The organism is Sphingomonas koreensis (assembly GCF_002797435.1).
GTDB lineage: Bacteria > Pseudomonadota > Alphaproteobacteria > Sphingomonadales > Sphingomonadaceae > Sphingomonas > Sphingomonas koreensis.
On sequence record NZ_PGEN01000001.1, the window covers coordinates 4125739 to 4139328 of the forward strand.

Below are 13590 nucleotides of genomic sequence, written 5' to 3' on the forward strand. Positions count from 1 at the left end.
TGATGTTGACGGCTGCGGCGCTGCTGGGCGCTGCCGGCACGGCCCATGCGGGACCGTGCGAGGATGGTTTCGTCAAGAAGGGCAATCCGGTGACCGGCTTGCGTTTCATCGCGACGACCACGGTGCCGGGAATGGCGCCGGACAGTGCGATCGGGCAGCTCAAGGGCATCGTCGCCGCCAAGGGTTATGACGTGCTGGTCGCCGAGCCCGAAGGCGGGTCGATGCTGATCGAGCAGCCCGCGACCGGCAAGGCGCGTTCCTTCCCGATCGAGATCGCCGCGACCGAGGCCGGTGGCGTTGGTTCGGTCCGCATGGAAGCGAAATTGCGCGGCGCGATGGGCGTGCCCGAAGCCGCGGCAAAGGCCGAGATGTGCGGTATCCTGGCGCAGCTCAAGGGCGGCAAGGCTGGGCAGGCGCTGGCAGCCAGGGGCATGGGAACGCAGACCGCCGCGGCGGCACCGCTGCGGATGAGCGTGCTGCGCTTCTCCCAGGACCTGAGCGGTGAGGCGAACAAGAACCCGGCGGCGATCCCGCTGCGTTACCGCAACAAGTCCTTCACCCTTTATGGCCCCGTCGCCTCGGTCGATGCGATGGGCGACAGCTATCGCGTCGAGTACAAGCTGCTTGCCAACATGCTGACCGACATCGTTCCGGGGCGTTCGACCGCGAACCTAGCGGTTATCTGCGTGCTGGCGAAAGGGCAGGGTGTGTTCGCACTGGGCCTCAAGCCGGACAAGCATGTCGAGATGACGGGTATGTTCGACAGCTACGAGGCCGGCCGGTCCCAGATCTGGCTGAAGGATTGCCGGCCGGCGAAGAAGTAGCACCTTATTTCGGCGGCGAGCCCATGACGTCGCTTTTCATGCCGGGCAATGTCGGAACACCGATCTCGGCGGGTGAGGTGTACCCGCGCGTGACATTGTGGAACGGCTTCGCGCTCGCGCCTCGATGAGGCGCGGCGCGGGTCGTCATTTCTTCGGCTTGCCGTCCTTGGCGGCCGGGGTGCCGGCGGAGCCGCCGCCCCCCTTTCTTACCGCGTAGAAGATTCCCGCGGCCGCCGCGCCGATCGCAGCGACGCCACCGATCACCGAGGCGAAGAAGTTGCGGTCGCCCATCTGCTCGCGCTTCTCGGCGACGAACTGGGCCGGCGCGGATTCGCTGACGGTATGCGCAGCCGACTGGGCAGCGGCGCTGACCTTGGCGGCTGCAGCCTGCGCGGCGGCGCGCGGGCCGCTGGACGCGGCCTTGGGCTTGGCCGGAGCCTTTTGCTTCGCCGCGGTCGCCGCGGGCTTGCGCGCGGCAGCCTTGCGGCGGGGCGGCGCAGCTTTGGCAGCGGCCTTGGCCGGAGCTTTGGCCTCCGCTTTGGGCGCAGCAGCGGGCTTTGCCGCGGGCTTCTTGGCCGGCGCCTTCCGCGCGGCGGGCTTCTTTGCGGCCGGGGCCTCGGCCCCGTCGGTCGTCGTCTTGGTCGGCGCCTTGGCCATCACGATCCTCCAGTGGTTTCGTGTCTGTAACCACCGTGAAGCAAATCGGTTTCCACCGTCAATGCAGGATGGCTGGCGGGAAGGGCGGCGCAGCGCCGCCGCCGTTCATCTGAACGGCGGCTCGTTGAACGCGCGCAGCTTGCGCGAATGAAGCTTGGCGCCCTCGCGGCGGAGCTGTTCGCACGCCTCGATCCCGATCTTGAGATGCTCGGCGATCGCGCGTTCGTAGAAGCGGTTGGCCTGGCCGGGCAGCTTGAGCTCGCCGTGAAGCGGCTTGTCCGAGACGCAGAGCAGGGTGCCGTAGGGGACGCGGAAGCGATAGCCCTGAGCGGCAAGCGTCGCGCTCTCCATGTCCACGCCGACGGCACGGCTCAATGAGAAGCGCAGCGCCGAGCGCGAGAAGCGCAATTCCCAGTTGCGATCGTCGGTAGTGACGATCGTGCCGGTGCGCAGGCGGCGCTTGAGTTCCTCGCCCGACTGGCCCGAAACGACTTCGGCGGCACGTGCAAGGGCCTGCTGGACCTCGGCAATGGCGGGGACGGGGATTTCGGGCGGCAGCACATCATCAAGGACGTGATCGTCGCGCAGATAGGCGTGAGCGAGGACATAGTCCCCGATCCGCTGGCTGGGTCGCAGGCCGCCGCAATGGCCGATCATCATCCATGCCTCGGGCCGCAACACTGCGAGGTGATCGGTGATCGTCTTCGCGTTGGACGGCCCGACGCCGATATTGACCAGCGTGATGCCGGTGCCATCCTCGGCCATCAGATGCCAGGCGGGCATCTGGTGCCGGCGCCAGGCGCCGTCGGTGAGCAGCGTTTCAGGGTCGTCGCCCGCACGGATGACGATGCCGCCGGGACCGGAAACGCCGGTGAAGCGGCTGTCCTCTCCAGCCTCGTTCGCGCCCAGCTGCGCGCATGCCCAGCGAACGAATTCATCGACATAGCGATGATAGTTGGTGAACAATATGTACTGCTGGCTGTGCTCCGATGGGGTGCCGGTATAGTGGCGCAGTCGGGCGAGGCTGAAGTCGGTGCGCAGCCCGTCGAACAGTGCGAGCGGGCGGGTCTGGTCCAGACTGATCCAGGTGCCGTCGGCGATCTCGTCGCCGATATGCGCCAGCTCGGTCGCGGGGAAGTGGCGCGCCAGCTCCAGCGCCGAGACCTCGTCCAGCCGCAGCGCATGGCCGGGATCGAGAACATAGGGGAAGGGGATCTCCTGTCGGCCGGGAACCGCGGTCACCTCGACGTCATAGTCCTCGATCAGCAGGGTGAGCTGTTCGACCAGATAGTCGGCGAACATTGCCGGCTTGGTCACGCTGATGGCGTAGTCGCCAGGCGTGACGAGGCGGCCGAAGCTGCGCGCCGGCGTCGGGCGATCGACTTCGTTGCGGTAGCTGACGCGAATCTCGGGATAGGCGAAGCTGCCGTCCTTGCGGCGCGCCGGATCCGGCGGAGTACCCTGTGTCAGATAAAGAGTAAGGGCGTCTTGAAGGCGGGTGACGGACGCTGTGTAAAGCCGATCCAGTTCGGCGACGATGTTTTCTGCTGTTGTCATCTTCCACGGCTAATGCGCCAGGATGACATTAGCAAGACTGGCGCGCGCCGGGAATGTGACGCGCGGGCAGAACCCGCGCGCCCAGCCGAGTTTTAGACCGGCTTACTTGGCGTCTTCTTTCTCGCGGAGTTTGCTGATGCCATAGGCAGCGCCCGCGACTGCAGCCGCCGCCCCGGCCGCCACTGCTGCGGTAGCCGCCGGATGCTTCTTCGCGGTCTCGATCGCGCTGTTCACAGCCTCGGTCACCGCTTCGCGGGCATCGGCGAGCGCATCCCTGGTCCGGTCGAGCAACTTTTCTTCGGCTTCGATCTCAAGCACAGGCGGCGTGGTCTCTTCCATCATCACGCGTCTCCTTTCCACCGAAAGAACCGATTGCGGGCGCGGCGGTTCCCCCCGGCCGAGGGGACCGTCGCGCCCGCGAAACGTTTCAGGCGATCGTGAACGCGATCAGAGATTGTCGAGCAGATACTCGGCCGAGCTGACCTTGAACTCGCCGGGCGCCTCGACGTGAAGCTGCTCGACGACGCCGTCATTGACGAGCATCGAGAAGCGCTGGCCGCGGGTGCCGAGGCCGAACTTGCTGCCGTCCATTTCCAGGCCGACCGCCTTGGCGAACTCGCCATTGCCGTCGGCGAGCATTGCGATGTCGCCGGCATCGGCGCTCTTGCCCCAGGCGCCCATCACGAACGCATCGTTGACCGCGGTGCAGGCGATCTCGTCCACGCCCTTGGCCTTGAGCTCGGCCGCCTTCTCGACATAGCCGGGCAGGTGGCGCGCCGAGCAGGTGGGGGTGAAGGCACCGGGTACGGAGAAGAGCGCGACCTTGCGGCCAGCGAAGAACTCGTCCGAGCTGACCTGTTCCGGGCCGTTCTCGGTGGGCTTGACGAAGGTGGTGCTGGGCACGCGATCGCCGACTTGGATGGTCATGCTGAATCTCCTCTCGCGCCGCGACATGCGGGCCGTGCCTCAATTGGCGCACGGCGCGGCTTTTTCAAGCGTGGCGGAGCCGATCGGCTGCCGATATGTTGAGCGGATATGGAGTCCTCAGCGTATCTTGTCGGCCAGATCCTGCTCGCATTGCCCGGGATCGGCGACCCGCGGTTCGAGCGCGCGGTGATCGCGATGTGCGCGCATGATGAGCATGGCGCATTGGGCATCGGCATTGGCCAGACGGTATCGGGCCTGGGGTTGCACGAACTGCTCCAGCAATTCGAGATCGATCCGGGCGAGGCTCCCGACGCGCCGGTGCATTTCGGCGGGCCGGTCGAACCGCAGCGCGGTTTCGTGCTCCACTCGCCCGACTGGGGCGGGCAGGACACGGTCGATGTCGCCGGGCGCTGGGCGCTGTCGGGCACGATCGACGTGTTGCGTGCGATTGCCGAAGGCAAGGGGCCGTCGCACTGGCTGGTCGCCTTGGGCTATGCTGGCTGGGGCGAGGGGCAGCTGGACGAGGAAATGACTCGCCACGGCTGGTTCAACGTGCCGGGTGCGATCGATCTGCTCTATGACGTCGATGTCTATCGGCGCTGGGAGCAGGGGTTCGCGCGCGAAGGGATCGATCCTCGGCTGCTCGCGCCGGTCACCGGCACCGCCTAGCTTGCGTACCGCGCGGCGAGGGTTGCTGCGGCATCACACATTGCGTCGCGCAGACCGGGCGGCGCCAGCACTTCGGTCTCGATCCCCAGCTTGAGCAACTCGCGCACGGCGTGGTCGATGGTCTCGACCGGGATCGTCGCCTGCACCCAGCCGTCGGCACCGGGCGCAGATGCGGTCCGGCGCGCCATCTCGACCGCGGCTGCGGCAAGGACGGGCAGCCGCTCCATGCCCAGCGGCGAAAGACGGATCGTCGCGGTTCCTTGATACAGACTCGCCTCGAACGCGCGGACGCTGGCGGTCCAGTGCGCGGCAAGGTCGAAATCGGCGGGACGTTCGAACTGCTCGCCGGTCAGGTCGAGCGCGCGGATCGCATCGACGCGGTAGGTCCGCGGCACCGAGCGGCCGGCAGCGACGAGATACCAGATGCCGCCCTTGAGGACGAGGCCCAGCGGGGAGAGGGTGCGCTCGGTCGTGGCGTTCCAGCTTTCATACTGCACCTGGATGCGTTCGGCTCCCCATACCGCAGCGGCGAGCCGGGGCAGGAAGGCGATGTCGCTCGCCGTGCGATACCAGTCGATCGGATCGAGGTGGAAGCGGGCTGCGACGCGCGAGGCGTCGGCGCGGCGGGCGGAGGGAAGCGCGGCCAGCAGCTTCAGCCGCGCGGCTGCGGTGGATTCGCCGAGACCCAGCTCGGCCGCCGGGCCCTCGAGCCCGGAGAGGAACAGCGACTCCGCCTCGGCCGGGGTCATGCCGGTCAGCCGCGTCGTATAGCCTTCGAGCAGCTGAAACCCGCCCTCGCGCCCGCGATCGGCATAGACCGGAACGCCCGAGGCGCTGAGATCATCGATGTCGCGATAGATGGTGCGGACCGAAACCTCGAACTCGTCCGCCAGCGTCTGCGCGGTCATTCGGCCGCGGGCCTGCAGCAGCAAAAGGATCGAAACGAGGCGGCTCGCGCGCATTTCGAACGTGTATCAGGAATAGCTGACAAAAGATGTCAGCTTTAGGGGCGCAATGTCCGGCCGCACGCAATCGACCGGAGATACACGCTATGCATATGCCGACTCTCGAAACGCGCCGCAGTGCGCTTGTCCAGGCATTGGGGCTCGCCGCGGCCGGCGGACTGCTGGTTCAGGGTTTTCGCGCCGATGCGGCAGGGCCGGCATCGAAAGGTCCGGAATCGGATTGGGCCTGGCTCGCCGGAAGCTGGAAGGTGCGGCACCGCCGGCTCAAGTCGCGGCTGACTGGCAGTACCGAATGGCAGGAGTTCGACGGCACCTGCGTCAATTGGCCGCTGATGGGCGGCGCCGCGAATGTCGATGACAATGTGATCGAGCTGCCCGCGGGCGACTATCGCGGGGTCAGCGTGCGCTGCTTCAATCCGGAGACCCGCAAATGGGGAATCTGGTGGATCGATTCCCGTTATGCCCGGATGGAGCCGCCGGTCTGGGGCGAGTTCCGGGACGGGGTCGGCACCTTCATGGGCGCGGACACGCATGAGGGCATCCCGGTAACGGCGATGTTCCGCTGGTCCGCGATCACCGCGACCTCCGCGCATTGGGAGCAGGCTTTCTCTACCGACGGCGGCAAAAGCTGGGAGAGCAACTGGCACATGGATTTCACCCGCGTCGCGGCGTGAATCGCACGCGGTTCGCCAGTCGGCGCGAATGGCATATAAAGATATCTTTATGTTTCATTTGCGCTGACGCGGCTTATTCGCTAGGGGCGCGGTGATGCCGCCGGGATTCCCGGCGCCAGGAAGATTCATCACCGGAGAACCAGCGTGGCCACCGTGCTCGAAAAAACCGACTACGTCGTCAAGGATATCTCGCTCGCCGATTTCGGCCGCGCCGAGATGAACATCGCCGAGACCGAAATGCCCGGCCTGATGGCGCTGCGTGCCGAGTTTGGTGCCTCGCAGCCGCTGAAGGGCGCGCGCATCACCGGCTCGCTGCACATGACGATCCAGACCGCGGTGCTGATCGAGACGCTGACCGCGCTCGGCGCGCAGGTCCGCTGGGCGACGTGCAACATCTTCTCGACCCAGGATCATGCCGCCGCCGCAATCGCTGCGTCGGGCGTTCCGGTGTTCGCGGTGAAGGGCGAGAGCCTGGCCGAATATTGGGACTATGTCGGCGACATCTTCAGCTGGGACGGCGAGGTCGAAGGCCAGACCTGCAACATGATCCTCGACGATGGCGGCGACGCCACGATGTTCGCGCTGTGGGGCGCGAAGCTCGAGGCCGGGCACACCATGCCTGAGCCCGAGAACGAGGAAGAGGTCGAGATGCAGCGCGCGCTGAAGGCGTTCATCGCCAAGCGTCCGGGCTACCTCACCGAGACCGTCAAGAACATCAAGGGCGTGTCGGAAGAGACCACGACCGGCGTGCATCGGCTTTATGCGATCGCGAAGAAGGGCGAGTTGCCCTTCCCGGCGATCAACGTCAACGACAGCGTCACCAAGTCGAAGTTCGACAACCTCTACGGCTGCAAGGAATCGCTGGTCGATGCGATCCGCCGCGGCACCGACGTGATGCTGGCCGGCAAGGTCGCCTGCGTCGCCGGCTTCGGCGATGTCGGCAAGGGCTCGGCCCAGTCGCTGCGCAACGGCGGTGCGCGCGTCCTCGTCACCGAAATCGATCCGATCTGCGCGCTGCAGGCAGCGATGGAGGGCTTTGAGGTCGTGACGATGGAAGAGGCCGTCGAGCGCGCCGACATCTTCTGCACCGCGACCGGCAATGCCGATGTGATCACCGCGGAGCACATGAAGGGCATGAAGAACATGGCCATCGTGTGTAACATCGGACACTTCGACAGCGAGATCCAGATCGCCGCCCTGTCGAACTACAAGTGGACCGAAGTGAAGCCGCAGGTCGACCTGGTCGAGTTTCCGGACGGCAAGCAGATCATCATCCTGTCGAAGGGCCGCCTGGTGAACCTCGGCAACGCGACCGGCCACCCGTCGTTCGTGATGTCCTCGTCCTTCACCAACCAGGTGCTGGCGCAGATCGAACTGTGGACCAAGGGCAGCGAGTACGCGAACGACGTGTTCGTCCTTCCGAAGCATCTCGACGAGAAGGTTGCCGAGCTGCACCTCGAGAAGCTGGGCGTGAAGCTGACCAAGCTCAGCCAGAAGCAGGCCGACTATATCGGCGTGCCGGTTGACGGTCCGTTCAAGCCGGATCACTACCGCTACTGAGATCGGCGCAAGCCGAACGAGAGGGGCGCGTCCAGCGATGGACGCGCCCTTTTCATGTCAGCTGGCGAGCGGGCCGAGTACGTCGCGCAACGGATCCAGCCATTGCGAATAGGGCTTCCAAATGTTCATTCCCTCGCGGTTGAGCGGACGGCGCACCTGTTCGCTGCTCGGCGTGCGCACGACGCGATCGAGACGGTGGAAGTCGAGCAGCGCGGGATCCCAGTCGAGACCCAGATAGTTGAGCATCTGCCGCAGGTTCGGCTCGGCATCCTCGACTAGCTGCTCATAGCTTAGGTGATGGATCATGCCCGGCGCGACCTGGTCGAGATGCGCCATCAACCGGACATAGTCGGCATAGCATTGACCGATATCGCGAAGCGCGAACGACGAAGCATGGGCGCTCGAGAAGGACTGGGTGAAGTTCGAGAAGCAGCAATCCATCGGGTTGCGACGGATGTCGACGAAACGGGCGTGTGGTAGGATGCGGCGGATGAAGAGGACATTGCTCCAGTTGTTCGGCAGCTTGTCGATGAAGAAGGGGCGGGTGGTCTTTCGGTGCAGCGCGGCACGGCGCAGATACTCCGTGCCCATCGCGGCTGCATAGTCGTCGCTGATACCGGCGATGAGCTGCGGCACGGTCACGGGGCCGCGGCGCGTCGCCATTTCCATCGCCGAACGGAGGATGGCGGGAATGTAGAGCAGCTCGTCGGTGGGCTCGATCTCCGGATGGCTGCCCAGCATCTGTTCCAGCAAGGTTGAGCCCGAGCGCGGCAGGCTCACGATGAAGATGGGGGTCGCTTCGCCGACCGGCCGCGTGCCGAGGCGATGCATGAAGGCAGAATCGACCCTGCGCTCAACCTCGGTCACCTCGCCGGTAAGCTCGCGGGAGTCATAGCCGATGCTTTCCGCGCGTTGGCTGTTGGCTTCGGCATAGTGATGGAACGCGTCTTCGAACTGCGACCGGTCATGCAGTGCGCGGGCAAGGGCGAAGTGGAGCGGCGCGCTGTTGCGCACATCGATCGCGATGTCGATGCCACGGCGAATTTCCACCATATCCTCGTCCGTGAGGATCCGCTGTTTGATACTGGCCAGCCCCCACCAGGCCTCGCCGCACTCGAAATCGATGGTCGCGGCCTTGCGATAGGCGTCGATGGAATCGGCAACCCGGCCCGCTGCGCGAAGCGCATGGCCGTATGCGATCCAGAAATGCGTGCGGTCGCCGTGCGAGACGATCAGTTGCTCGAGCACCGCCAATGCGTCGGCATTGCGGCCGAGCTTGTCGAGGATGAGCGCGCGCGTCGCCGAAAGGGTGGGATCGTCCGTTTCCCGCTCCAGCTGTTCGAGTATGGCGTTTGCCTCGTCCAGACGCTCCTGCTGGTGGAGGATCGACGCAAGGTTGCGGCGGACCGCGAGGTCGGACGCGCCATTCGCGATTGCCGAGCGCAGAAAGCTCTCCGCCTGGCCGAGCGCACCCATCTGCAGCGCGATTTCACCGAGTTGGGCAAGGCCGCGAGGTTCGTTCGGATGCCGGCGGAGATGTTCGATCGCTCGCTGCGCGGCTTGGTCAAGCTGGCCATTGGCGGCGAGATCTGCCGCTTCGCTTAGGAGAGGATAGGCGGTGATCATGGAATCGATGCTGGTCCCGATCTTCTGGTCATTGATAGCCGAGCAGCGCGCGCAGGCCGGGGGCCTGATAATCGACCAGCGCGCGATGGCGCGGCCCGAGCGTCTGCGGAAGCTCTTTTGTAATCCCGGTCAGATTTTCGCGCGCGGTGCCGCTTTGCAGCGGATCCGAACCGATCCGGACACGCTCGCGCCAATCTCCGGGAAGATCGATGCCGCAGGCTTCCAGCAGGTTGCTAAAGAAACTGGCCGCGGCAGGGGCTTCGAGATCGCGCAGACTCGCGCTCAGATCCTCGAACTTCACAACATGGGCGCGCGCGCCGAGCCAGGCGGCGGCGTTCATCTCGTAGATGTCGCGGAGCGAAGGGGCCTTACCCGGAAGTCCGAAGATCATCATGGTCAACAGTTCGTCGATGTTGAGGTCTCCTGACTTCAGACGGTCGACATTGCCGCTAAACTGTTCGGACAGGAAGAAGCGGGCGCGGGCAATCACCCAATCATGGGGGTCGCGATAGAGCAGGATACGACGTGCGGGCGCCGTCTCGATCGCGGAAGCGTCTGCCAGGAAGAGGTGGCCCCAACTGAGCTTCGGTGCGCGAGGGTCGAACGCGTGCCGGTGCTGCTGCAGGTTGGGCCATTGGATGAAATCGGCGGCATATTGCTGTTCGACCGGTACGAACATGCGCACGATGTTGCGCAGCAAATGACTGCCACTCTTGGGCACGCTGTTCAGAAAAACGGGCTGGCGGAGTGGCGCTTGGGCGAAGCGGCGATTTTCGGCGTCGAGGGTGTCTGGCTTCACCATAACTTCAGGCATGAACGGGACGCTTTCTCAATCCAAGGCACAAAAGAACCGGGCGGCATGTTGCCATGCCGCCCGGTCGATCGGAAGCTTCGATATGCCTAGAATTTTGCCCGGGCGTTGATGAACGCGCGACGCCCGACGAAGCTGTACTGCGATGCTGCGACCACCGGACCCATCATCGAGATCTCGCCCCCGTTGAGCACGGAGACGCGCGGCGGGCGGGTGTTGAACAGGTTGCTGACGCCAAGCGTCAGTTCGAACCTGTCGCCAACCTCCTGCGTAACCGACAGGTTGTGGTAGAAGACCGCAGGGACATCGAGATTGGGGCAGTAGGTTCCGCGCAGTGACGAAACAATGCAGCGATTTCCGCCATTGTTCCGCAGGAAGTCCCCAAGATCCGACGTGCCGCCAATGACGTTGAGGCCGTAGAAGACACTCGTGCCGGTGCTGGGAAGATCCCAGACGAACCGGAAGTCACCGATCCAGCGCGGCGAGCCTGCTTCGCCATTATCCGACGTCGTCGGTGAGGTCGGCAGCAACTGGAACGTGTCGGTGGTCTGCCAGGTCATGTCCGCGGTGGCGCTGAACGAACCGAAGCGGCCCAGATCCTGGCGGATGTTGACGGTCAGATCGACGCCGCTGTTCCGCTGGCTGGCGATGTTCACATATTTGTCGAACACCTCATCGATACCCAGCGGATTTCCGCTCTGACCGCGCGTGAACAGGCTGCACAGAGGATCGTTCGGGAAATCGAGCGAGTTATAGCAGCCATAGATGATGTTTCGGGCACCGAGCTGGGTGATCTCTCCCTTTACCCGGATGTCGAAATAATCGACGGCGATGCTGATACGGGTCGATTCGCCCATGAAGTTGAACTTCGGCGTCAGGATCCCGCCGACGACGAATGCCTTGGACGTTTCGGACCGCAGCTTGCCAAGGCCGCCCTGCGAAACCGCCGTGGCCGTGATGGTGCCGCCGACATAGTCGACCGGTATCCGGTCGGCAGCCGATCGGCCGGCCACGCAATTGTCGCGGGTCCGCTGATTGATCCGGCCAAGGGCAAGGTTGGTATCGACGTTGATGCACGGATCGATGTTCCCCTGCGACGGGAAGCTGGTCTCGTCGGCCAGGAACTGTTCGAACAGGGCAGGGGCCCGGAACGATGTTCCGTAGCTGCCGCGGAAGCGCAGCCAATCGTTCACCGCCCAATTGGCGCCGACCTTGTAGGTCCAGTTGCCGTTGGTGCTGGACTCGTTGATTTCACCCGGGATCGGGGTGGCCCGGGTTGCCTTCACATTGGTGACGCGCCCGGCGGCCGAGAGCGTGAGCTCCCGGAAGAACGAGATATCCGCAAGCAACGGAAGGCTGAGTTCGCCGAAGGCTTCCGTGGTCACGCTCGAACCGGCGGTAATGCCGGCGGTCGAAGTGCCCCACGCATTGCCGTCCCGCACCATCTGGCTCGGTGTGTCATTGATTTCGTCGCGTCGGATATTGGCGCCAAGCGCGATACCCACCGGGCCGCCAGGAAGCTTGAACAACTCTCCCGAAATCGTCGCTTCGCCGGTGAGCTGGGTGTAGGCGGTCCTGCCTTCATCCCATTCGAACAGGAAGCCGATTTCCTCCGGCGTCAGGTCGCCGCGCAGGAAGTTGGGGTTGCCCCAGCGAACGTCGACGCACTTGCGCCCGGAAACCGGGGTCGTGGTACCGACGCACGACGATGTCTGGAAATACCCTGCCTGATACGCATCGCGGAGGATCTGCTGATTGCGGTACTTGCCGACGCTCCGGCTGTACTGGCCGTAGATTTCCCACTTCCAGTTGCCGCCGAACTTGCCGCGCAGGCCGCCGACGCCGCGATAATAGTCGACGCTCTGGCTGCTGTCGTTCTGATTGGTGATGGCAAGCGGGCTGAGCAGGTTCGGCCCCGTGAAGCCCGATGCCCAGATCGAACTGGTGTAGCCATAGTTCCAGAACTGGCGCCAGCCGTTCTGATAGGTCTCACGGCGGTTGAACAGGAATTCACCGAACAGTTCGACATTGTTGGTGATCTCATACGAACCCTCTGCATAGGCCGTGTAGAGATCGGTCTTCGGGATGATCGTCTGCTCTTCCTGGAACGGATGGTACGAATTCTGTACCGCGAGCGTGCCCGTCGTATAGCCGGTGGGGAACCAGCCGGCGGGGGCGCCGAAATCGCTTCCATTGACGGGCGCGCCATAGGCGGGAATACCCAGATTCTCGCCGGGATACTGATATTGCATCAGAATCGTCTGGCGGTTGGGAGAGGTGTTGAGCCCCGTGTTCGGTCCACCCGGTCCGTCAAGCTGCAGGTTGCCGGGGCGGCCGGTGTTGTACAGCCAGATATGGCCCCAGGTCAGATCCTCGCACTTGTACTTGCCGGTGCGCGGGTTGATGAGGTCGGCGCGGCTGCCGTCCTCACGGAAGGTATAGGCTTCCGGACAGGCAAGGTAATCGCGATCGCCGCGCTTCAATTCGTTGGTGTGGCTATAGTCGCCCGCGATCAGGATATGGCCCCGCTCGAAGGTTTTTCCCCAGATCGCACTGATGCGATACTGTTCGCCGCCGCCGTCGAACGGCGCGGAGACATTGCCACTCAGCTCGATACCGTTGGTATCGGCCTTGGTGATGATGTTGACCACGCCCGCGACCGCATCCGAACCATAGATGGACGAGGCGCCGGTCTTGAGGATGTCGATCCGCTCGGCGATCGATACCGGCAGCACGTTGAGATCGAAGGACGAGACGCCGCCGCGCGTGCCTGCAGGGCCGGCACGGCGGCCGTTCAGCAAGACAAGCGTACGGTTGGGACCGAGGCCGCGAAGATCGACTGTTTGTGCGCCGGGACCGCCATTGGTAACGAAGTTAGACGAAATGGCTGCCGTGATCTGTGTCGAGCCTGCTGCAATCGGTGAGTTCTGCAGCATAGCGGCGAGATCGGACTTTCCCTCCTTCGTCATAATCGCCGGATCGATCACCGAAATAGGATCCGGGCTGTTGAACGGTGTGACACTGCCAATGCGCGAACCGGTGATGACAACCGCGTCGCCATCATCTTCTACCTGTGCCGCAGTGTCGCTGGAGTCTTGCGCGAGCGCCGATGAGAAGCTGGTGATCGCCAAGCCAAAAAGCGCGGCTGACCGGAGCGCGGTTGCGCCCAGGAACGTGGATTTCGCCATTTCTACAGTGTCCCCTATTACACTAGTAGTTGCGATCCTTGCTCTATGGATTGGGAAGCGCAAGCCCCGATAACAAAAATGTCGCGCGCGTTACGATGTTCGCTGAGCTATGTAGTAAAGTTGCAACAACGA

Annotated in this window: 12 protein-coding genes; 4 read left to right on the forward strand and 8 right to left on the reverse strand. The window is 64.2% G+C overall.

Features of this window, described 5'->3' with window-relative positions; all coding sequences use genetic code 11:
* The first annotated feature begins 2 nt into the window (after nt 1–2).
* Nucleotides 3–824 carry a hypothetical protein gene (locus BDW16_RS19790; protein ID WP_125958869.1) on the forward strand — a complete coding sequence of 274 codons (822 nt, stop codon included), beginning with the start codon at nt 3–5 and terminating at the stop codon, nt 822–824.
* Between the two features lie 144 nt (nt 825–968).
* On the opposite strand, the gene BDW16_RS21535 is transcribed toward BDW16_RS19790, so the two are convergent.
* From BDW16_RS21535 to BDW16_RS19810, 4 genes are all read right to left on the reverse strand, one after another.
* Nucleotides 969–1481 (reverse strand): hypothetical protein, encoded by a 513-nt coding sequence (locus BDW16_RS21535; RefSeq protein WP_066581178.1) that lies wholly within the window; start codon nt 1479–1481, stop codon nt 969–971.
* 105 nt (nt 1482–1586) lie between these two features.
* Nucleotides 1587–3038 (reverse strand): AMP nucleosidase, encoded by a 1452-nt coding sequence (locus BDW16_RS19800; RefSeq protein ID WP_066581175.1) that lies wholly within the window; start codon nt 3036–3038, stop codon nt 1587–1589.
* A 102-nt stretch (nt 3039–3140) separates the two neighbouring features.
* Complete coding sequence (locus tag BDW16_RS19805) at nt 3141–3380, reverse strand: hypothetical protein (RefSeq protein WP_066581173.1); 240 nt, start codon at nt 3378–3380, stop codon at nt 3141–3143.
* Nucleotides 3381–3485: 105 nt separating this feature from the next.
* Entirely contained in the window at nt 3486–3965 is a 480-nt protein-coding gene (locus BDW16_RS19810) for a peroxiredoxin (RefSeq protein WP_066581172.1), read from the reverse strand.
* A 108-nt stretch (nt 3966–4073) separates the two neighbouring features.
* On the opposite strand from BDW16_RS19810, the gene BDW16_RS19815 reads away from it, so the two are divergent.
* On the forward strand, nt 4074–4634 hold the full coding sequence (locus tag BDW16_RS19815) for a YqgE/AlgH family protein (RefSeq protein ID WP_066581171.1): 561 nt from the start codon (nt 4074–4076) through the stop codon (nt 4632–4634).
* On the opposite strand, the gene BDW16_RS19820 is transcribed toward BDW16_RS19815, so the two are convergent.
* A complete protein-coding gene (locus BDW16_RS19820) occupies nt 4631–5596 on the reverse strand; it encodes a helix-turn-helix transcriptional regulator (RefSeq protein WP_066581170.1) in 966 nt (321 codons plus the stop codon). The genes BDW16_RS19815 and BDW16_RS19820 overlap by 4 nt on opposite strands.
* Nucleotides 5597–5685: 89 nt before the next feature.
* Between BDW16_RS19820 and BDW16_RS19825 the strand changes: the two genes are divergently transcribed.
* Together BDW16_RS19825 and ahcY are read left to right on the forward strand one after the other, a co-directional pair.
* Nucleotides 5686–6273, forward strand: coding sequence for a DUF1579 domain-containing protein (locus BDW16_RS19825; protein ID WP_198585808.1), 588 nt, complete (start codon nt 5686–5688; stop codon nt 6271–6273).
* Between the two features lie 144 nt (nt 6274–6417).
* Nucleotides 6418–7833 (forward strand): adenosylhomocysteinase, encoded by a 1416-nt coding sequence (ahcY, locus tag BDW16_RS19830; protein ID WP_066581168.1) that lies wholly within the window; start codon nt 6418–6420, stop codon nt 7831–7833.
* Nucleotides 7834–7890: 57 nt separating this feature from the next.
* Here ahcY and BDW16_RS19835 read toward each other — a convergent pair whose 3' ends face one another.
* The 3 genes from BDW16_RS19835 to BDW16_RS19845 form a co-directional block, all read right to left on the reverse strand.
* On the reverse strand, nt 7891–9459 hold the full coding sequence (locus BDW16_RS19835) for a tetratricopeptide repeat-containing sulfotransferase family protein (protein ID WP_066581166.1): 1569 nt from the start codon (nt 9457–9459) through the stop codon (nt 7891–7893).
* A 28-nt stretch (nt 9460–9487) separates the two neighbouring features.
* Nucleotides 9488–10273 (reverse strand): hypothetical protein, encoded by a 786-nt coding sequence (locus BDW16_RS19840; protein WP_066581164.1) that lies wholly within the window; start codon nt 10271–10273, stop codon nt 9488–9490.
* 86 nt (nt 10274–10359) lie between these two features.
* Complete coding sequence (locus BDW16_RS19845) at nt 10360–13458, reverse strand: TonB-dependent receptor domain-containing protein (RefSeq protein ID WP_066581158.1); 3099 nt, start codon at nt 13456–13458, stop codon at nt 10360–10362.
* Between the last annotated feature and the right edge of the window lie 132 nt (nt 13459–13590).

What these genes read in the sequence shown, in the direction of transcription:
- BDW16_RS19790 (WP_125958869.1), top strand. Translation starts at nt 3, where the DNA reads ATGTTGACGGCTGCGGCGCTGCTGGGCGCTGCCGGCACGGCCCATGCG.
- BDW16_RS21535 (WP_066581178.1), bottom strand. Translation starts at nt 1,481, where the DNA reads ATGGCCAAGGCGCCGACCAAGACGACGACCGACGGGGCCGAGGCCCCG.
- BDW16_RS19800 (WP_066581175.1), bottom strand. Translation starts at nt 3,038, where the DNA reads ATGACAACAGCAGAAAACATCGTCGCCGAACTGGATCGGCTTTACACA.
- BDW16_RS19805 (WP_066581173.1), bottom strand. Translation starts at nt 3,380, where the DNA reads ATGATGGAAGAGACCACGCCGCCTGTGCTTGAGATCGAAGCCGAAGAA.
- BDW16_RS19810 (WP_066581172.1), bottom strand. Translation starts at nt 3,965, where the DNA reads ATGACCATCCAAGTCGGCGATCGCGTGCCCAGCACCACCTTCGTCAAG.
- BDW16_RS19815 (WP_066581171.1), top strand. Translation starts at nt 4,074, where the DNA reads ATGGAGTCCTCAGCGTATCTTGTCGGCCAGATCCTGCTCGCATTGCCC.
- BDW16_RS19820 (WP_066581170.1), bottom strand. Translation starts at nt 5,596, where the DNA reads ATGCGCGCGAGCCGCCTCGTTTCGATCCTTTTGCTGCTGCAGGCCCGC.
- BDW16_RS19825 (WP_198585808.1), top strand. Translation starts at nt 5,686, where the DNA reads ATGCATATGCCGACTCTCGAAACGCGCCGCAGTGCGCTTGTCCAGGCA.
- BDW16_RS19835 (WP_066581166.1), bottom strand. Translation starts at nt 9,459, where the DNA reads ATGATCACCGCCTATCCTCTCCTAAGCGAAGCGGCAGATCTCGCCGCC.
- BDW16_RS19840 (WP_066581164.1), bottom strand. Translation starts at nt 10,273, where the DNA reads ATGCCTGAAGTTATGGTGAAGCCAGACACCCTCGACGCCGAAAATCGC.
- BDW16_RS19845 (WP_066581158.1), bottom strand. Translation starts at nt 13,458, where the DNA reads ATGGCGAAATCCACGTTCCTGGGCGCAACCGCGCTCCGGTCAGCCGCG.